At 73.1% G+C, this 18,086-nt stretch carries 15 protein-coding genes; 5 read left to right on the top strand and 10 right to left on the bottom strand.

What is annotated here, in order from left to right; all coding sequences use genetic code 11:
• The first annotated feature begins 31 nt into the window (after positions 1 to 31).
• On the top strand, positions 32 to 1,042 hold the full coding sequence (locus L2C96_RS00815; protein ID WP_237334694.1) for a helix-turn-helix transcriptional regulator: 1,011 nt from the start codon (positions 32 to 34) through the stop codon (positions 1,040 to 1,042).
• Here L2C96_RS00815 and L2C96_RS00810 read toward each other — a convergent pair.
• The 3 genes from L2C96_RS00810 to L2C96_RS00800 all read right to left on the bottom strand — a co-directional run bounded on the left by L2C96_RS00810 (position 981) and on the right by L2C96_RS00800 (position 8,027).
• Positions 981 to 5,354, bottom strand: a complete 4,374-nt coding sequence (locus L2C96_RS00810) for a caspase, EACC1-associated type (protein ID WP_237334693.1) — start codon at positions 5,352 to 5,354, stop codon at positions 981 to 983. The genes L2C96_RS00815 and L2C96_RS00810 overlap by 62 nt on opposite strands.
• Complete coding sequence (locus tag L2C96_RS00805) at positions 5,351 to 5,722, bottom strand: effector-associated constant component EACC1 (RefSeq protein WP_235716192.1); 372 nt, start codon at positions 5,720 to 5,722, stop codon at positions 5,351 to 5,353. Before L2C96_RS00805 ends, L2C96_RS00810 begins: the two co-directional genes overlap by 4 nt.
• A gap of 79 nt (positions 5,723 to 5,801) precedes the next feature.
• Entirely contained in the window at positions 5,802 to 8,027 is a 2,226-nt protein-coding gene (locus tag L2C96_RS00800; RefSeq protein WP_237334692.1) for a protein kinase domain-containing protein, read from the bottom strand.
• Between the two features lie 174 nt (positions 8,028 to 8,201).
• Here L2C96_RS00800 and L2C96_RS00795 point away from each other — a divergent pair, with 174 nt between their 5' ends.
• Entirely contained in the window at positions 8,202 to 9,323 is a 1,122-nt protein-coding gene (locus L2C96_RS00795; protein ID WP_039791697.1) for an extracellular catalytic domain type 1 short-chain-length polyhydroxyalkanoate depolymerase, read from the top strand.
• A 23-nt stretch (positions 9,324 to 9,346) separates the two neighbouring features.
• Positions 9,347 to 10,141 carry an IclR family transcriptional regulator gene (locus tag L2C96_RS00790; protein WP_020419829.1) on the top strand — a complete coding sequence of 265 codons (795 nt, stop codon included), beginning with the start codon at positions 9,347 to 9,349 and terminating at the stop codon, positions 10,139 to 10,141.
• Here L2C96_RS00790 and L2C96_RS00785 read toward each other — a convergent pair.
• Genes L2C96_RS00785 through L2C96_RS00765 form a run of 5 tightly spaced genes read right to left on the bottom strand, consistent with a single transcriptional unit; the run spans position 10,107 to position 15,521 of the window.
• Positions 10,107 to 11,093 (bottom strand): glycerate kinase family protein, encoded by a 987-nt coding sequence (locus L2C96_RS00785; protein WP_237334691.1) that lies wholly within the window; start codon positions 11,091 to 11,093, stop codon positions 10,107 to 10,109. The two genes, L2C96_RS00790 and L2C96_RS00785, sit on opposite strands and share 35 nt — an antisense overlap.
• Entirely contained in the window at positions 11,090 to 12,028 is a 939-nt protein-coding gene (locus L2C96_RS00780) for a 2-hydroxyacid dehydrogenase (protein ID WP_237334690.1), read from the bottom strand. The genes L2C96_RS00785 and L2C96_RS00780 overlap by 4 nt, the downstream gene beginning before the upstream one ends.
• Complete coding sequence (locus L2C96_RS00775; RefSeq protein WP_237334689.1) at positions 12,025 to 12,945, bottom strand: hydroxymethylglutaryl-CoA lyase-like TIM-barrel protein; 921 nt, start codon at positions 12,943 to 12,945, stop codon at positions 12,025 to 12,027. Before L2C96_RS00775 ends, L2C96_RS00780 begins: the two co-directional genes overlap by 4 nt.
• The gene (locus L2C96_RS00770) at positions 12,938 to 14,143 is read right to left on the bottom strand and encodes a CaiB/BaiF CoA transferase family protein (RefSeq protein WP_237334688.1); all 1,206 of its coding nucleotides are present in this window, start codon (positions 14,141 to 14,143) and stop codon (positions 12,938 to 12,940) included. The genes L2C96_RS00775 and L2C96_RS00770 overlap by 8 nt, the downstream gene beginning before the upstream one ends.
• 16 nt (positions 14,144 to 14,159) lie before the next feature.
• Entirely contained in the window at positions 14,160 to 15,521 is a 1,362-nt protein-coding gene (locus tag L2C96_RS00765; RefSeq protein WP_237334687.1) for a GntP family permease, read from the bottom strand.
• 154 nt (positions 15,522 to 15,675) lie between these two features.
• Here L2C96_RS00765 and L2C96_RS00760 point away from each other — a divergent pair, with 154 nt between their 5' ends.
• Both L2C96_RS00760 and L2C96_RS00755 read left to right on the top strand, forming a co-directional pair.
• Positions 15,676 to 16,155 (top strand): DUF2975 domain-containing protein, encoded by a 480-nt coding sequence (locus L2C96_RS00760; RefSeq protein WP_020419835.1) that lies wholly within the window; start codon positions 15,676 to 15,678, stop codon positions 16,153 to 16,155.
• The gene (locus L2C96_RS00755; RefSeq protein ID WP_237334686.1) at positions 16,156 to 16,401 is read left to right on the top strand and encodes a helix-turn-helix domain-containing protein; all 246 of its coding nucleotides are present in this window, start codon (positions 16,156 to 16,158) and stop codon (positions 16,399 to 16,401) included.
• On the opposite strand, the gene L2C96_RS00750 is transcribed toward L2C96_RS00755, so the two are convergent.
• Both L2C96_RS00750 and L2C96_RS00745 read right to left on the bottom strand, forming a co-directional pair.
• Entirely contained in the window at positions 16,363 to 17,292 is a 930-nt protein-coding gene (locus L2C96_RS00750; protein ID WP_237334685.1) for a PDR/VanB family oxidoreductase, read from the bottom strand. The genes L2C96_RS00755 and L2C96_RS00750 overlap by 39 nt on opposite strands.
• Positions 17,285 to 18,082, bottom strand: coding sequence for an ABC transporter permease (locus tag L2C96_RS00745; protein ID WP_020419838.1), 798 nt, complete (start codon positions 18,080 to 18,082; stop codon positions 17,285 to 17,287). Before L2C96_RS00745 ends, L2C96_RS00750 begins: the two co-directional genes overlap by 8 nt.
• Positions 18,083 to 18,086 lie beyond the last annotated feature (4 nt).

The raw sequence follows: 18,086 nt of genomic DNA, 5'->3' as shown, positions 1-18,086 counted from the left end.
TCCGGTCCTAACCGTCCGCCACACTGGCCGGGTGTTGAAGACTTCGGCGCGGCTGCTCGAGTTGCTGTCCCTGCTGCAGACCCGGCGCGACTGGGCGGGCGCGGAACTCGCCGCGCGCCTCGGGGTGAGCACGCGCACCGTGCGCCGGGACGTGGACCGGTTGCGCGACCTCGGTTATCCGGTCCACGCGACGCGGGGCTCCGCCGGGTACCGGCTCGGCGCGGGCGCCGCGCTGCCGCCGCTGCTCCTCGACGACGAGGAGGCCGTGGCGGTGGCGGTCAGCCTCGGCACGGCGGCCGGCGGCTCGGTCGCGGGCATCGGGGAAACCGCGGTGCGGGCGCTCGCGAAACTGGAGCAGGTGCTGCCGTCGCGGCTGCGGCACCGGGTGCGCACCTTGCAGCAGGCGACAGTGCGGGCCGGGCTCGCCCCCGGGCCGCAGGTGCCCGCCGCGACGCTGGTGGCGATCGCCGAGGCGTGCCGGCGTCACGAGCGGCTCCGGTTCGACTACGCCGACCACACCGGCGCCGCGTCCCGCCGCGAGGTCGAGCCGCACTCGCTGGTCAGCTGGGGACGGCGGTGGTACCTGATCGCCTGGGACGCGGCCCGCGGCGACTGGCGGACCTTCCGCGTGGACCGCCTGACGCCGAAGTCCCCCGGCGGCGCCCGGTTCACGCCGCGGGAGCCGCCGTGCGGGGACGTGGCCGTGTACCTGGAGCGGCAGTTGTCGTCGCGGATGTGGCCGTACCGGGCGACGGTCCTGCTGCACGAATCCGCGACCGCCGTGGCCGGCCGGATCTGGCCGGGAACCGGCACGCTCGAACCGGTCGACGACACCAGCTGCCTGCTGCACGTCGGCGCGGACACCCTGCACGCGCTGGTGTGGATGATCACCTCCGTCGACGCGGCGTTCACGCTCGCCGGCGGCCCGCCCGAACTCGCGGAAGCCCTGCGGCGGCAAGGCGAACGCTGCCTGCACGCGGTCACGGGCAGGTCTGCTGGTACGGCAGGTCCGGCACCTGCTGCCGCCACTCGTCCGGGTTGAGGCCTCGCCCGGCACGCCGGCACGCCTGCTCCACCGCGTGCTCGCGGATGTCCACGACCTCCCCGGTGTCCCACAGGTATGCCCGGTTCTCGGCGTCGCCGGTGGCCAGGGTCCGCCCGTCCGGGCTGAACGCCACCGCGATGATCATCGCCTGCTGGCTGCTGAGCCGGACCATCGACACCGCCCGGGTCGGGTCGGTGACGTCCCAGACCCGGGTGCTCTGGTCCTCACTGCCGGTGGCGAGCATCCGGCCGTCCGGGCTGAACGCGATCGACCGGACCCGGCCGGTGTGCCGCGCCAGCGGGGACCCCAGCACCCGCGGCGTGGCCGGATCGCGGACGTCCCACAGGATGACGGTGGTGTCCTCGCTCGCGGTCGCGAGGGTCCGGCCCGCGGGGTCGAACGCCAGCGCGTACCACCGGCCGGTGTGCGCGGTGAACTTCGACAGCTCGCGGGGCACGGCCGGATCCGACACGTCCCAGAGCGAGCCGGTCCCGTCGTAGCTGCCGGTGGCCAGGACGCGTCCCTGGTCGCCGAAGGCCACAGCCGACACCAGCGCCCGGTGCGCCGGCACGACGGCGACCCGGACCGGGCGATCGGGGTCGGCGACGTCGTACAGGCTGACCGAACCGTTCCCGGTCCCGACCGCGAGCAGCCGCCCGCCCGGGTCGAACTCCACTGTGGACGCCGGCGCCATCGCTTCGGTGACGCGGGCCCGTTCCCGCGGGTTCGCCGGATCACTGACGTCCCAGAGGATCACGAGGCCGTCTTCTCCCCCGCTGGCGACCGTGCGGCTGTCGGGTGCGAACGCGACCGAGTCGACCCAGTTCGCATGCCCGGACAGACGGCGGATCCCGCGTGGCCGGTCGCGGTCGGTCACGTCCCACAGGCCCACGGTCCCGTCCCCGCTGCCGACCGCCGCGAGCCTGCCGTCCGGGCTGAACCGCACCGCGCGCACCGCGCCCTGCTGGACGCTGAGGTAGTGGTCGAGCGCGCCGATCCCGGCGTCCGCGTCCCGGCGCCACAGCAGCACGGTGTTCTCCGCGCTCGCCGCCGCGAGGATCTCGCCGTCGGGGCTGAGGGTGACCGCGTTGGTCCAGTTGGACTGCCCGCCGCTGAGCCTGCTCCGCGACGGGCCGGGTTTGGCCGGATCGGTGATGTCCCAGGCGGTCCAGGAGTGGTCGTAGCCCGCCGCCGCGACCCGCCGCGGCCCCTCGAACCGGATGGTCCGCACCGGGCTGACCTGGCCGGTCAGGTCGCCGAGCCGGCCCGGCCGGGCGGGATCGGCGACGTCCCACAGCCCGACCGTCGCGGCGGCGCCCACGGCCAGCACCCGGCCGTCCGGGCTGAACGCCATCGCCCCGGTCCCGCCGTCCTGGTCGGCGAGGCGGCCCGCCTCCCGCGGCGCGGCCGGGTTCCGCACGTCCCACAGGACCACGCCCGCGGCCTTTGGCTGCTCCGGGTTGTAGCCGCCCGCCGCCAGCACGCCGCCGTCCGGACTGAACGCCATCGCGCCGATCTGGTCCGGGTAGCCGCTGAGCGTGGTCAGCAGGCGCGGCCGGGTGCGGTCGGCGACGTCCCACAGCCGCACCGTGCCGTCGACGCTGCCGGTGGCGAACACCGTACCGCCGGGGTCGAGCGCGGCCGCGGTGATGTAACCGCCGCCCGCCGGGACCTCCCCCACCCGCACCGGCGCGGCGGCGACGTCCCACACGCTGACGCGGCCGGTGATCTCACCGACGAACAACGTGCGACCGTCCGGGCCGAACAGGAACCCGTTCGACGGTGTGGTGTCGGTGATCTCGCCGAGCGGGCGCGCGGGATCGGCGGTGTCCCACAGGAAGATGCGGTTGTCCATGCCGCTGGTCGCGAGCCGGCGCCCGTCGCCGCTGAACACCACGGCCGACACCGGGGCGGTGTGCGCCTCCAAGGTGCCCGCGTAGGGGTCCAGCAGACCGGTGACCAGGCTCGCGGTGCTGTCGGCGGTGCTGTCGAGCCGGTCGGCGGCGATGCCGAGCATGAGCGCGAGCTGCGGCGCGGTGTCGCGGGCGCTCTCCGCCCGGTCGATCAGGGCGCGCGCCGTCGCCGTCCGCTGCTGGGCCCTGGCTTCGTTGCGGCCCTGCACCGCGAGCAGGGCCGCGACCAGCGCGGCGACGAGGAGGACGACCAGCGCACCGCTCACCACGGCGCGAACCTGCCGCCGTCGCCGGTCGGCACGCACGCTCACGTCGAGGAACCGCCGGCTCAGCTCGTCCAGCTGTTCCGGGTGGTCGGCTGCCCAATCCCGCGCCAGCTGCAACTGGTTGCCGCGGTGGAGCGCGCTCGCGTCCCGGCCGTCCCGGTCCCACAGCCGGGCGGATTCGGCGAGCCGCTGGCGGATGACGAGACCGGCGCGGTCGGTGTCGATCCACTCCCGCAGGCGCCGCCAGGCGCGCAGCAGGGCCTCGTGCGAGATCTGGGCGGTGTCGCCGTCGACGGTGACCAGCCGTGCCGCCGCGAACCGGTCGCGCACGGCTCCGGTCCCGGAGTCCAGTTCGGACAGCTGGACCCGCCGCCGGGTGTCCTCGGTGCCCTCGCCGACGCTCACCATCCGCAGCAGCATCAGCCGGGCGGCGCGCTGACCGTCGGCGTCGAGTCCGTCGTAGATGGTCTCGGCCTGGCGGGTGATGGCGTCCCACACCCCGCCCGTGGCCTGGTAGCCGGTGAGCGTGAGCGTCCGGCCGTGCCGCGAACGCCAGGTCAGGAGCAGGGCGTACGACAGCAGCGGCAAGGTGCCCGCGCCGAAGTCGCCCCCGGCCCGCACATCGCGCAGCAGCAGGTCGGTCAGGCCGGGTTCGAGCTCGAGGCCCGCCGCCTTGGCGGGTTTTTCGATGGCGTCACGCAGCTGGGCGGAGGTCATCGCCGGGACCGGCAGCTGGCGGTCCTTGAGCACCCCCGCCAGCTCCGGGTAGGCCAGGCAGTGGGCGTAGAAGTCCGCCCGCAGGCCGAGCACCACCAGCGCCGTCTCCTCGGCGGCCGCGGTGAGCGCGCGGACGAACGCCCGCCGCTGGTCCTCGTCGGCGCAGGTCGTGAACAGTTCCTCGAACTGGTCGACCACGAGCAGCAGCCGCCCGCCGGGCACGTCCCGTCCGCCGGCCTGCCGCCGCAGCGCGCGGCGCAGGACATCGGCCAGCCGGGCCGGATCGTCGGCGAGGTCGGCGCGGATCGCCCCGGGGGTCAGGCCGGCCGGTGCGGCCAGCCGGGCGGCGAGGTTGCTCAGCGGGTCCTCGCCCGGGGTGAGCAGCATGTGCGGCCAGGTGCGCGAGCCGGGCACGCGCAGTTCGCCGCGCTCGACGGCGGGCAGCAGGCCGGCGCGCAGCAGCGAGGACTTCCCCGCGCCGGACAGGCCGACCACGGCGACCGGGCCGGGTTCGGCGGACCACGCGGCCAGGTCGTCGAGCAGTTCCCGGGTGAGCTGTTCACGCCCGAAGAAGAACCGGGCGTCGTCGGCGGTGAACGGGTCCAGTCCGCGGTACGGACAGGGCTGGTCGGCCTGCGGCTGCCGGTCGGTGCGCGGGACCGAGAGCCGCGGCGGCGCGGCGGCGGGGTTCGGGGCCAGGACGAGGTCCCCGGCCTGGCCGCTCAGGTGGCGGACCGGCGCCGGGACGTTCCGCGACGGCAAGACGCGCCGGAGGTGCCGGTAGGCGGCTTCCACGGTCAGGTCCGGCAGCCCGGCGGGATCGCCCTCCTCCAGCAAGGTCAGCAGCGCGCCGCTGAACGCGGTGTGCCGCTCGCCCTCCGGCGCCAGCGCCTGCTCGTCGGACGCGGCGGAGGCCAGCACGTAGGCGCCGCCCAGCGAAGCCAGTTCGAACGCGTCACTCGCCGACGTGCCGAACGAGCCGTGCGCGCGGCCGGCGAAGCAGCAATCGAGGACGACGACGATCGTGCGGGCCCGGCACAGGGTGAGGGCGTCCTCGACCGCGGAGTACGGCAGGGCCTTGAACGCCAGGCCGGTGCTCAGGTCGTCGGTTTCGCGGGTGGCCAGGTGCAGTTTGTTGCCCGGGCTGACCAGGCCGTGGCCGACGTAGTAGAGGACGAACACGTCCTCGGCCTCGGCCGCCGCCCTGGTGAGGGCGTTGCCGAACTCGATGGGGTCCGGGTTCAGGACCGGGTCCGGCAGGCTCTCCGGCCGCACTCCGCAGCGGTCGCGGAAAGCGCTTTCCAGCGCGGTGAGCGTGGCCCCGACGGCGGGGACCGGCGGGAGCCGGGACCCCTCGGCGTGCGTGCCGGTGCCGACGAGCAGGACCCGGGTGCCGGCCGAGCCCAGGTTCATGCCGCGGTCTCGTCCCCGCCGTCCAGCTCGGCCGACACCCGCCGGGTGAGTTCGGCGAGTTCGCCGGCGTCGACGCCCTTCACGTTGGTGGCGGTGAGCTCGAAATCGCTGTCCGGCTTTCTGACGGTGATCGTCACGTCCGACGTGCGGCGGCGGAGCCAGGCGATCAGCACGGTCGCCGTGGCGGTCGCGACGCCACCCGGCCCGAGGGCTACGGCCAGGGTCTCCACGACGGAACCGAGCCGCCCTGGCTCCGGCGGGGAGTCCACGAGACGGACGCGACCGCGCAGCTCCTCCTGGCCCAGCAGCCACTCCCGCAGGGACCGCGCCTCGTCCCCGGCGCGGTCCGCCGCCACGGTCAGCGTCACTTCCACGGCAACCCCCAGTCGTCGATCAAGCACCCATGGTGCTGATTTCGTGACGGGTTGTCCAGAAGATCAAGGGTGATCAGTGCGGCCGGCTGAGGTCGCCTGCCCGGAAGGTCTTCACCGTGCGGCTCACCGGCCCGTCGAGCGCGTCCTTGTTCCCCCGCGGGTAGACCCACCGCAGGGTGGCCGTCGAGCCGGGTCCGACGAAACCGCGCTCGTAGAAGATGCGGCCGTCGCCGCGGTAGCCGGAGATCGTGTACAGCTCGCCTTCGACGCGCTGGACCGTCACCTGCCCGCCCTCGGCGCGGATGTCGCCCGCCGTTGCCGCCAAGACGTCCGCGGTGGAGCGGCCGCCGGGGTTGTTGGCCCCCCACACCGTCATCGTCGCGCCGAGGGCCGGGTCGGTGAACTCCATGCCGTCGCCACCCGGCGGGCTGTAGGGCTGCCGCTGGTAGCCCTCGGGCACCAGCGCCGTGAAACCGAACCGCGCGTTGCTGTAGGCGCCGTCGTCGGCCGGCGGGGTGGACGGCGCGGACGACGGCGGGACACCGGCGCCCCGGCCGAGCATCGCCGGCAGCTCCGGCCGGAGCAGATCGGTGATCTCCGCATAGGGAATCGTGATCGTCTCCTGCCCGGAGGCGGTGTCGCAGCCGAGGTCGTAGTACCGCACCAGGAAGTCCACACCGGAATTCGTGAACACCACGTCGGCGGCGGGCACGTGGTCGCCGCCGGCAGGAGTGTCCGCGGTGTCGATCGACGCGGGCGCCCCGGCCCCGCTGACGCTGACCCGGCGGCAGAACCCGTGCTCCGAATGCGCGGTGAGCCGTTCGGTCAGCGTGGCCATGCCCCGCGCGGTCAGCACGTCGTCGCGGAAGACGTCCCGCGGCCCGAGGACCCGCCCGGTGGTGAGATCGACGGTGACGCCCTCCGGGAACCGCCAGCTGGCGTGGGACAGGAAGTCCGAGTCGAGCGCGTGGTCGAAGCGCACGGACACCAGCCGGTCGGTGCGCAGGGTGACGACCGCGGTGGTGCGCACGCCCACGGTCTCGCCCCGGCCCCGGACGTCGGCGGCGATGTCCGGATCGGACAGCTGTTCCCGCACCGACCGCAGGCGCTCGTCGACCGGCGCCCGCAGCGCCGCGTTGATCCGCTCCTCGACGGCCGGGTCGGCGTGCCCCGTCACCCGCGGGTACTGCAGGTCGTAGGTGATCGGCAGCGCGGTGTCGGCGCCGGCCGTGGTCTCGATGGCGACGCTCAGCACCGGCGGTGGCGGGTCGCCGAACTGCTGGTAGACCAGGAATCCACCGACGGCGAGCACCGCGGTCACCAGCACACCCACCACGGCCTTGCCGATCGTCGCGGCCGCGATCCCCGCCCCGGCGGGCGCACTGGCGACCGCGGCCGGTGCCGCGGCCGACCCGGCGGTGACCAGCAACGCCAACGGGGTCAACGCCGTCAGGGCCGCGATCGGCGCCGCGAGCCGCTTCCAGCCGCGTTCCTCCCAGTCCGGGCCGTAGGCGGCCCGCGCGGTGGCTTCGAGCTCGGCGACGAACGCGTCCGCGGTCACCGGGCGGTGCCCGGGGTCCTTGGCCATGCCGCGCGCGATGAGCGCCCGCAGCGGCTCGGGCACGGTGGCGAGCGGCACCGGCGCGGACTGGTGCAGGGCCCGCAACCGCTCCGACGTGTCGGCCTCGAACGGCTTGTGTCCGGTGATGCACTGGAAGAACACGCAGGTGGCGGCGTAGACGTCGGTGGCGGGCATCCCCGGCAGGCCCGCCCACTGCTCCGGCGCCATGTAGGAGGGCGACCCGGCGGCGAGCCCGGCCTGCCCGTCCAGCGTGGCCAGGCCGAAGTCGACGAGCTTGGACTCCCCGGCCTGCGACACCAGCACGTTGCCCGGCTTGTAGTCGCGGTGCACGACGCCGACGGCGTGCGCGGCCGCGAGCCCGAGCAGCGAGCCCTTCAGGATCGCCAGCGCCGACTCCGGCGCCAGGAGCTTCTCGGCGTTGAGCAGCACCCGCAGCGACACCCCGGGGACGGCCTCCATGACCAGCGCCGCGCCCTCGGGGCGTTCGACGAACTCGTGCAGCCGCGCCACGTGTGGGCTGCGCACACCGTGCAACAGGTGGGCCTCACGGCGGAACCCGTCGAGGATCCCCGGGTCGCTCAGGAATTCGGAGTGCAGGTACTTGATCGCGACAAGCTGCCCGGAGGCCTCGTGCTTGGCCAGGACGACCTGGCCGAAGCCGCCGGCGCCGAGCACCTCCACCTCGCTGTAGCCGGGCACCCGCCACCGCTGGTCCATGATCCGGTATCAGAGCACGAACTGCCCGGTCGCGCCACCGAAACCGCGGTATTCGCGATGGTGACCGCCACCATGATCGTCCTCGCGATTGTGTTGCCCGGCAACGCGGTCAGCGCGATGACCGGTTCTTACCATCAGCGGCACCGGTTCCGGCCTCGACGTGGAGGTGTCCCGATGTTCCGACGTGCCGTCCTGCTCGCGATCGTGCTGGCCCTGATGGGCTTCTCCCCACCGGCGCAGGCCGCGAGCCTGCAGGAGGTGACCGGCTTCGGCTCCAACCCGGGCAACCTGCGCATGTTCCGCTACGCCCCGGACGGCCTGCCCGCGGGCCGCCCGGTCGTGGTGGCGCTGCACGGCTGCACCCAGAACGCCACCGGCTATGCCTCCGGCACCGGCTGGATGAAGCTGGCCGACCAGTGGCGCGTCGCGGTGGTGTTCCCGCAGCAGAGCTCCGCCAACAACGCCAACAGCTGCTTCAACTGGTTCGAACCCGCCGACACCCGCCGCGGCTCGGGTGAGGCGCTGTCGGTCAAGCAGATGGTCGACCGCACCAAAGCCGACCTCGGCTCGTCGTCGGCGTACGTCACCGGGCTGTCCGCGGGTGGCGCGATGAGCGCGGTCATGCTCGCCGCCTACCCGGACGTGTTCGCAGGCGGCGGGATCGTCGCCGGGCTGCCCTACGGCTGCGCGACCTCCACCGTCACCGCCTTCAGCTGCATGAACCCGGGCACCGACCTGACCCCCGCCCAGTGGGGCGACAAGGTGCGCGCCGCCGCCGACCACACCGGCGCCCACCCGCTGGTGTCGATCTGGCACGGCACCGCGGACACGACCGTCGCCCCGCGCAACGCCACCGAGCTGGTCGAACAGTGGACCAACGTGGCGGGCACCGACCAGACGCCGGACGTGACCGACACCGTCGCCGGCCAGCGGCACCGGGTCTACGGCGGCAAGGTCGAGTACTACGAGATCAGCGGAATGGGGCACGGCCAGCCCGTCGACCCGGGCACCGGGACCACGCAGTGCGGCGCCGCCGGCGCGTACCTGCTCGACGTGAACATCTGCGCGGCCTACTACATGGGCCGCTTCTGGGGCATCGCCGACGACAGCTCCGGCCCGGGCACGCCGACGTACAGCGACACCGCCGTCGGCACCGCCACCGACCACTACGTGGCCGGGCGGGTGGACGTCACCGAGTACAACGCGCTCGGCGCGCGCTACGGCTACACCGCACCCATCACGCTGTACCTGTGCGGCGCGAACTGGACCGACAAGCCGGATTGCGCGCCGATCTGAGGCCCGTGCCGTACCTTTTCGGTATGAGCACCGCGGACGAGCGCAGGGCGGACGGTGAGGGCGGTCAGCGTCCGCTGCTCGTGCTGGGCAAGATCGTCGACATCCTGGACGCGTTCACGCTGCACCAGCCGTCGCTCACGCTGCGGGAGCTGCAGCACAAGACGGGGCTGCCGCAGTCGACGGTCCAGCGGCTGGTGACGAACCTGGTGGCGCACGGTTTCCTCGACCGCGCCGGGGACGGGTTCCGGCTCGGCGTGCGGATGGCGTACTGGGGCGCGGCGGCGGGCAAGGACCTCGACGTCCTGTCGGTGGTGAACCCGGTGCTGAAGGACCTGCGGGACGCCACCGGTGAGACGGCGTGCTTCTTCCGCGCCGAGGGGCGCCACCGGGTGTGCATCGCGGTCGCCGAGACGCGGCACGCGCTGCGGCGGGAGATGTCGGTCGGCAAGATCGCGCCGATCACGGTCGGCTCGTCCGGGCGCGTGCTGCTCGCCTGGTCGCCCGGCCTGGCCGACGAGGTGCTGCGGGAGGACCTGCCGCAGCTGACCGAGAGCACGGTGACCGACCGGGACGAGCTGCGTCGCCTGATCAAGCAGACCGCGGCCGACGGGTACGCCATCACGGTCGGCGAGCGCGTCGACGGCGCCTCGGGCCTGGCGGCCCCGGTGTTCGACTCGGCGGCGGACCTGGTGGGCGCGGTGATGGTGAGCGGCCCGACGATGCGCATGCCGTACGAGAAGTGCCTCGAGTGGGTCGACGTGCTGGTCGAGCACGCCGAGCGGATCACGCGCGCCCTGGGCGGCCGCTACCCGGCCTGAGCCGCCCGGCGATCACCCGCCCCGCGGCGCGCATCTCCTCCGGCGTGCTCGCCACCAGCACGCCGGTGAACTCGTCGCGGATCGTTTCGGCGCCGGGGCCCAGGGACCCGACCACCGCGAAGCGGTTCACGCCGGGGCTGCGGGCGAGCACCGCGGACACGATCTTGCCCTGCGTGCTCTGCCCGTCCAGCCGCCCCTCCCCCACCACGACCGCCTGCGCGGACGCCACCTGCGCGTCGAAGTTCAGCGCGTCGAGCACGTATCCGGCGCCCGGCACGAGTGACGCGCCGAACGCCCACATCGCGCCCGCGAAACCACCGGCGGCGCCCGTTCCCGGCACGTCCCACGGGTCCCGCGGCAGGGCCGACGCCACCGCGCGCAACCGGGACGTCAGCACCTCGACCTGCGCGGGGTCCGCGCCCTTCTGCGGGCCGAACACCCGCGCGGCGTCGCGGTAGGGCGTGGTCACGTCGGTCAGCACCGTGACCGGCACCGGAAGCCCGCCGCCCGCTCGAATGGCCCGCAGCGCGCCCGCGCCGCCGTCGCTGGTGGCCGACCCGCCCGCCGCGACGACGACCTCCCGCGCACCGGCACGGGCCGCGGCGATCATCAGCATCCCGACGCCGTAGGTCGACGCGCTGACGGGGTCCCGCACCCCGTCGTGCGGGGTCGTGATTCCGCACACCGACGCCAGCTCCACGAAGGCGGCGCCGTCGCGGCTCAGCGCAATCGAGCCGGGACACTCGGCGCCCCAGGGGTTGCGGGACGCGGCAGCACGCGCGGACAGACCCAGCGGTCCACTGAGGACGTCCACGGTGCCCTCGCCGCCGTCGGCCACCGGCAGGGGCACCGCCTCGGCACCGGCCGACCCGAGGCCGGCCGCGATCGCCGACGCCACCTCTCCCGCGCTGTAGGTGCCCTTGAAACTGTCCGGCGCGACCACCACCCTCACGCGGCGGCCTCCGGGTTCACGACCCGCACCGCGTCCCCCGCGGCGAGTGCGATCGCGTTCCGGGCGCATGACTCCGCCATCTTCGCCCGCACCGACCGCGTCGCGCTGCCCACGTGCGGCAGCAGCGTCGTGTTCGGCAGGTCGGCCAGCCCGGGCGCCAGCCGGGGCTCGTCCTCGTAGACGTCCAGCCCGGCGCCCGCGATCTCCCCGCTCCGCAACGCCTCCACCAGCGCACGCTCGTCCACGATCGGGCCGCGTGCGGTGTTGATCAGGATCGCCGAGCGCTTCATCCGCCGCAGCACGGAAGCGTCCACCAGGTGCCGGGTCTCCGCGGTCAGCGGCACGTGCAGCGACAGGAAATCCGACCGCTCGACCAGTTCGTCCCAGTCCACCCGCTCGACACCCGGCTCGTCGACGGGCCGCCGGCTGGTGCAGCGCACCGTCATGCCGAACGCGAGCGCCCGCCGCGCCACCGCCCGCGCGATGCGGCCGAACCCGGCCAGCCCCAGCGACGCGCCGCTGACGTCCCCGCCCAGCAGCAGCGACGGCTCCCACCCGGTGAACCGCCCGGCGCGCACGAACGCGTCGGCCTCCACGCACCGCCGCGCGGTCGCCAGGATCAGCAGCATCGCCACGTCGGCGGTCGCGTCGGTGAGCACGCTGGGCGTGTTGCACACCCGGATGCCGCGCCGGGTCGCGGCGACCACGTCGATGTTGTCGTAGCCGACCGCGTAGTTGGAGATGCCGCGCAACCGGGCCCCCGCCAGCACGTCGGCGTCGAACACGTCGGTCAGCTGCGCGACGACCACGTCGTACTCCCCCGACGCGCACACCGCGGCCAGGTCCGGTGACCGTTCCGGCACCACCACCGTGCCGGCCTCGCGCAGCAGCGTCATCCCGGGTTCCGGCAGCGGCGTGGTGACGAAGAACCTCACCGGCAGCTCACCTCTTCGCCGAGCGCCCACGGGAAGGCCGTCGCGCTGGTGCGGGCGCCCTGCGCCGCGCGCGACCGGTTGGGTTCGCCGAGCTCGTCCAGCAGCGCACCGGACAACCGCACGATCCGCGCGAAGGACGACGGCGTGAGCCACGACGGCCGCAGCGCGAACAGCAGGTCCTCGGTGGACGCGTTGCCGCTGGCGCCCGGGGCGAACGGGCACCCGCCGAGTCCGCCGAGCGCACCATCCACTTCGGACGCTCCGGCCGCGATGGCGGCCAGGGTGTTCGCCACCCCCAGGCCCCACGTGTCGTGCCCGTGGTAGACGATGCGGCGCGGCGGCGTCTCGGCGGCCACCCGCGCGACCAGGCTGGTCACCTGCGCCGGCACGGCCTGCCCGAGGGTGTCGCACAGCACGATGTCCCCGGCGCCCTCGGCGCGCGGGTCCCGCGCGATCGCCAGCACCCGCTCCTCCGGCACCGCTCCCTCGAAGGGGCAGGTGAACGAGGTGGCGATGCACAGCTGGACACGGCCACCCGACGCCGCAGCCACCGCCCGCGGCATCGCCGCCAGACTGTCCTCTGTGGAGCGGCCGATGTTGGCGCGGTTGTGCGCGTCGGAGGCGGACAGGCAGTACTGGAAGTTGACCGCCCCGGCCTCCGCCGCACGCTCGACGTGCCGGGGCGTGGCGACCCACACCCAGCAGCGCGCCAGCTCGTCCGGGTCCAGCGCGCGGATCACGTCGAGCGTGTCGGCCAGCGGCGGCACCAGGTCCGGCCGCGCCATCGAGCCGATCTCGACGCTCGGCACCCCGGCGGCCAGGAGTTCCCGGACCACCGCGACCTTGCGCGCCGTGGGCAATGGTTTCCCGGTGAGCTGCAGGCCGTCCCGCAACGTCACGTCCCGCAGGTCAGTCATTTCCGGCGTCCTTCCGGCCGAGCAGGTGCAGGATTTCGTCGGTGTGCTCGCCGAGCCGCGGCCCGGGGGTGCGCAGGGGCAGCGACTCGGTGCCGATCACCGGGACCACCCCGGGGAACCCGATCGGCACCTCCTCGCCGGTGCCCGGGTCGACCGGCAGCGGCTGGATCATCGCCCGCGCCCGGTACTGCTCGTCGGCGCAGATGTCGGCCGCCGTGTAGATCGGCCCGGCGGGCACCCCGGCCTCGTCGAGAATCTTCAGCACCTCGTCGCGGTCCAGGCCACGCGTCCACTCGCCGATCGCCTCGTCCAGTTCGTCACGTCGCGCCCAGCGGCCCGCGTTGTCCGCCAGCCCCGGGTCGTCGGCCAGGTCCGGGCGGCCGATCGCGAGCATGTACCGGCGGAAGATCGAGTCGCCGTTGCCCGCGATCACCACGCTCGCGCCGTCGCCGCACTCGTAGGCGTTGCTGGGCGCGATGCCCTCCATCCGCCCGCCCACGCGCCGCCGCTCGACCCCGTAGGCGAGGTGGTCCGGCACCAGCGACTCCATCATCGAGAACACGGCCTCGTGCAACGCCACGTCGACCACCCGTTCCCGCAGCGGCCGCCGCCGGGGCACCACGGCCCGCTCGTACAGCTCGACCATCACACCGAACGCGGCGTACAGCCCGGCGATCGAGTCCCCGATGGACACGCCGACCCGGGACGGCGGCCGGTCGGCCTCACCCACCAGGTTGCGCATCCCGCCCATCGCCTCGGCCACCGCGGCGAACCCGGGCCGGTCGGCCAGCGGTCCGGTCTGCCCGAACGCCGAGATCCGCGCGAGCACCACGTCCGGGTTGGCGCGTTCCAGCTCCGCCGGCCCCAGCCCCCACTTCTCCAGCGTGCCGGGCCGGAAGTTCTCGATCACCACGTCGCAGCGCCGGACGAGGTCGAGCACGATGTCCCGCCCCTCGCCGGTGCGCAGGTCGACCGCGATGGACTTCTTGTTGCGGTTGACGGTGTGGAACAGCATGGACACCGTGCCCGCGTAGAGCCGCCAGTTGCGCAGCTCGTCTCCGCGGCCGGGGCGCTCGACCTTGATCACCTCGGCGCCCAGGTCGGCGAGCAGCCGCGCGGCGGTGGGCCCGGCGATGTAATTGCCGAGCTCCAGCACGCGGACGCCGCGCAGCGGCAGGTGTGCGTGTTCGGTGTCCATCTGTTCCTTCCCGTTCTCAGAGGACGAGGTTGAGCGCGAGGATCGGGCCGAGCGCCACCACGGAGGCGACCGAGACGCCGACCGAGACGGTCTTCAGCGCGCCGCGCGTGGTCTGGCCGAGCAGCGACTGCAGCAGCCAGAAGGTGTTGCTGGTCAGGTGGACCATGAACAGCGATCCGGCGCCCGCGGACAACGCGATCAGCACCGGGTCCAGGCCCAGTGACGGCGCGATCGGGGCGAGCAGGCCCGCCGAGGTGATCGCGGAGATCGTCACCGACCCGACCGCGATGTGCAGCACCGCGGCCATCAGCCACACCAGCAGCAGCGGCGCCCAGGTGTTGGCGGAGAAGTACTTGCCGAGGATGTCGCCGAGCCCGGCCGCGGCCAGCACCGCCGCGAGACACCCGCCGACGCCGTTGAGCAGCAGGATCTGCCCGCTGTCCCGCAGGCCGGAGCCGAGCGCCGATTCCACCGCGGGCTGCCCCATGTACCGCCGGCCGATCAGGCAGGTGCCGACCAGGCCGAGCAGCAGGGCGACCACCGGGCTGGACAGGAACGCCACCACCGGGTTGGACCACTCCAGCATCTCGGCCACCGCGCCCGTCGCGATCAGCACCAGCGCGCCCAGCAGCGGGCTGAACACCACCGGCAGGGCGGGCGGCTTGCGCAGGTCGGCCGCGGCCACGGTGCCCGGACCGCCCTGCGGCCGCGCTTCCGGGGCGACGATCTCGTCGGCCATCTCGTCCTTGGCCGGGTTCCACCAGCCGCGGGCGAACAGCACCGACATGATCGCGATCGCGATGGTCACCGTCGGGATGACCACGACGAGCCCGAAGAGCAGGTACTTGCCGAGCGGCACGTGCAGCAGCCCGGCCAGTGCCAGCGCGCCGACGCCGGGCACGGTGAACACGATGCCGCACTCCAGCGCGATCGCCAGCGCCGTCGCCATCCGCGCGACGCCGCGTGGCCCGAGCCGCTTGCCGATCCCCCTGGCCAGCGGCCCGGAGATCACCAGCAGCACGTCCAGGAAGATCGACTGCAGCACGGTGGCGATGGTGAGCGCCATCGCGTAGGGGATCCGGCGTTCGCCGAACACCTTGAGCAGCTTGTCCACCAGGCGTTCGATGGCCCGCAGATCACGCAGGATCGCGCCGATGAGCACGCCGAACGCGATGAGCAGGCCGATCTCGGCCATCACGTCGCCGAAGCCGGCGGTGATCTCCTCGACCGTCTTGCTCACGCCGAGACCGGTGGACAGCCCCAGGTAGCAGGAGCCGAGCACCAGCGCGATCACCGGGTTGAGCCGGAAGCGGACGATCAACACCACGATGGCCGCGACCGTGACCCCGGTGTTGATCAGTATTGCGGTGTCTGACATGCGGTTGTCCTGTCGCTCGTGCCTCGTTGCACTGTCGCCACATTATGAGCACACACCCACAATGTGAGTCAACAGTGGATGCCGAACCTGCGTGACAGACGCGAAACGACAGGAATGCATTGATTTTCGATAGATACCGCGCGATACTCGGCGCATGCTCGCCGAACGCTGGGTCGTCCCCCTCCTCCGGATCTTCCTCGTCGCGTTGTTCGGGATCCTGGTGCTGTTCCAGGTGATGTCCCTGCCGGGGCAGTTCGCCCACATGGCACGGGAAGACCCCGAAATGGCCTACCTCAGGTGGCCGGCCACCGCGATCACCGTGTTCTGGGTGCTGTGCGTCCAGGTCGTGATCGTCGCGATGTGGCAGCTGCTCACCATGGTCCGCAAGGACCGCATCTTCAGCGAAGCCTCGATGCGCTGGGTGAACGTGATCGTCGGGGCGATCGCCGCCGGGTGGGCCGTGCTCGTCGCGGTGTTCCTCTACGTCGGCGTCAACGCCGACGACCCCGGCCTCCCGCTCGTGCTGTTCCTGCTGGTGGTCGGGGTCGCCGTGGTGGGCCTGCTGATGGTCGTGATGCGCGCCCTGCTGCGCCAGGCCACCACGCTGCGCACCGACATGGAAGCGGTGATCTGAGTGCCGATCGTCGTGCGCATCGACGTCCAGCTCGCCAAGCGCAAGATGAGCGTCGGCGAGTTCGCCGAGCGCGTCGGGATCACCCCGGCCAACGTCGCGGTGCTGAAGAACGGCCGGGCGAAGGCGGTGCGCTTCTCCACGCTGGAGGCGATGTGCCGGGTGCTCGGCTGCCAGCCCGGCGACCTGCTGGAATGGGTGCCCGACGAGTCAGAGGTCGAGGACCAGGCGGGCGCCCTTCGCCCGTGACACGCAGATCATCATCACGTCACCGGCCGCGCGCTCGTCGTCGTCGAGGACCGAGTCGCGGTGGTCGATCTCGCCGTCCAGGACGGTCGTCTCGCAGGACCCGCAGATCCCCTCGGTGCACGAGGAGATCACGCGCACCCCGGCGTTCTCCACCGCTTCCAGGATCGACAGCTCCGCGGGCACGGTGACCGTCATCCCGCTCGCGCGCAGCTCGACCTCGAACTCGCGGGCCTCGCCGCCGTGCTCGACCGCGGTGAACCGTTCGACGTGCAGCGAACCGGGCGGCCAGGCCTGGCACCGGGTCTCGACCGCGTCGATCAGCCCGGCCGGACCGCAGCAGTAGACCACTGTGGACTCCCGTGGCGGGGCGAGGATCGCGTCCAGGTCGAGCATCCCCGCCTCGTCCTCGGGCGTCACCACGACGCGCGAGCCGTAGGACTCCAGGTCCTTGACGAACGCCATCGAGGTCCGGCTGCGGCCCCCGTAGTGCAGCGTCCAGTCGGCGCCCGCCGCCTCCGCCTCGGCCACCATCGGCAGGATCGGCGTGATGCCGACCCCGCCCGCGACGAACAGGTACCGCGGCGCGGGCAGCAGCGGGAAGTTGTTGCGTGGACCGCGGATCCGCAGGCTCGTGCCCGGGTGTGCGTGGCCGTGGATCCACGCCGACCCGCCGCGGCTGTCCGGTTCGCGCAGCACCGCGATGCGCCAGCGGCCGTCCTCACCGCACAGCGAGTACTGCCGCACCAGCCCGCCGGGCAGCACGACGTCGATGTGCGCGCCCGGTTCCCACGCGGGCAGATCCACGCCGCCCAGCTCCAGCGACACCACCCCGTCGGACTCCACCCGGCGGGCCAGGACCTCGGCGTCCGCCTCGAACACCGGCTCAGGCATTGGTCTCCTGCATGCTGTAGACCGACTCGTGCCACGGGATGAAGAACCGCTTCAGGCCGTTGACCACGAAGTAGAGCAGCAACCCGAGCACCGACAACAGGATGATCACCGCGAACAACGCGGGCGCGTCAAGCGCGTTGAGGGTGCGCACCACCAGGTAGCCCAGCCCCTCGCTGCCGCCCAGGTACTCCCCCACGATCGTGCCGATGATCGCCAGCACGATCCCGACCTCCATGCCGGCGAACACGTACGGCAGCGTGCTCTTGAACTCCAGGTGGTTGAACGTCTGCCACCGGTTCGCGTTGAGGCTGCGCATCACGTCCCGCTGCCCCGCCTCGACCGAGCGGACGCCCAGCTGCACGTTGAGCATGATCGGGAAGAACGCCAGCATCGCGGCCATGATCACCTTCGAGGTGATGCCGAAGCCGAACCAGATCACGAACAGCGGGATCAGCGCCACCTTCGGCACCACTTGCGAGGCCACGATCAGCGGCCGCAGGCTGCGCTCCATCCACCGCACCTTGCCCAGCACCACGCCCGCCGCGACGCCCGCGACGAGCGCGATCGCGAACCCGCTGATCGTCTCGATCGCGGTGACCCGCGCGTGGTACCAGGTGTCGCCGGTGGTGACCAGCTCGCCGAGGCTCGCGAACACGGTGCCCGGCCGCGGCAGCACCAGCTCCGACATGCCGTTGACGCGCACGAACACGTCCCACAGCAGGAAGAACACGACCAGGATGAGCGGTGTGCTCACCCACGGCAGCCACCTGCCGAACCGTTCCCTGTTCACCGGG

The sequence above is a fragment of the Amycolatopsis tucumanensis genome, from assembly GCF_021654135.1.
Taxonomy (GTDB): Bacteria; Actinomycetota; Actinomycetes; order Mycobacteriales; family Pseudonocardiaceae; genus Amycolatopsis_E; species Amycolatopsis_E tucumanensis.
Note: the sequence above shows the minus strand (reverse complement) of the source record. Positions and strands in the feature narration are given on the sequence as shown.

Bases quoted from the DNA above. Each gene is read 5' to 3' on its own strand.
- L2C96_RS00810 (WP_237334693.1), bottom strand. From the start codon at position 5,354: ATGAACCTGGGCTCGGCCGGCACCCGGGTCCTGCTCGTCGGCACCGGC.
- L2C96_RS00800 (WP_237334692.1), bottom strand. From the start codon at position 8,027: ATGGACCAGCGGTGGCGGGTGCCCGGCTACAGCGAGGTGGAGGTGCTC.
- L2C96_RS00795 (WP_039791697.1), top strand. From the start codon at position 8,202: ATGTTCCGACGTGCCGTCCTGCTCGCGATCGTGCTGGCCCTGATGGGC.
- L2C96_RS00790 (WP_020419829.1), top strand. From the start codon at position 9,347: ATGAGCACCGCGGACGAGCGCAGGGCGGACGGTGAGGGCGGTCAGCGT.
- L2C96_RS00775 (WP_237334689.1), bottom strand. From the start codon at position 12,945: ATGACTGACCTGCGGGACGTGACGTTGCGGGACGGCCTGCAGCTCACC.
- L2C96_RS00770 (WP_237334688.1), bottom strand. From the start codon at position 14,143: ATGGACACCGAACACGCACACCTGCCGCTGCGCGGCGTCCGCGTGCTG.
- L2C96_RS00765 (WP_237334687.1), bottom strand. From the start codon at position 15,521: ATGTCAGACACCGCAATACTGATCAACACCGGGGTCACGGTCGCGGCC.
- L2C96_RS00760 (WP_020419835.1), top strand. From the start codon at position 15,676: ATGCTCGCCGAACGCTGGGTCGTCCCCCTCCTCCGGATCTTCCTCGTC.
- L2C96_RS00750 (WP_237334685.1), bottom strand. From the start codon at position 17,292: ATGCCTGAGCCGGTGTTCGAGGCGGACGCCGAGGTCCTGGCCCGCCGG.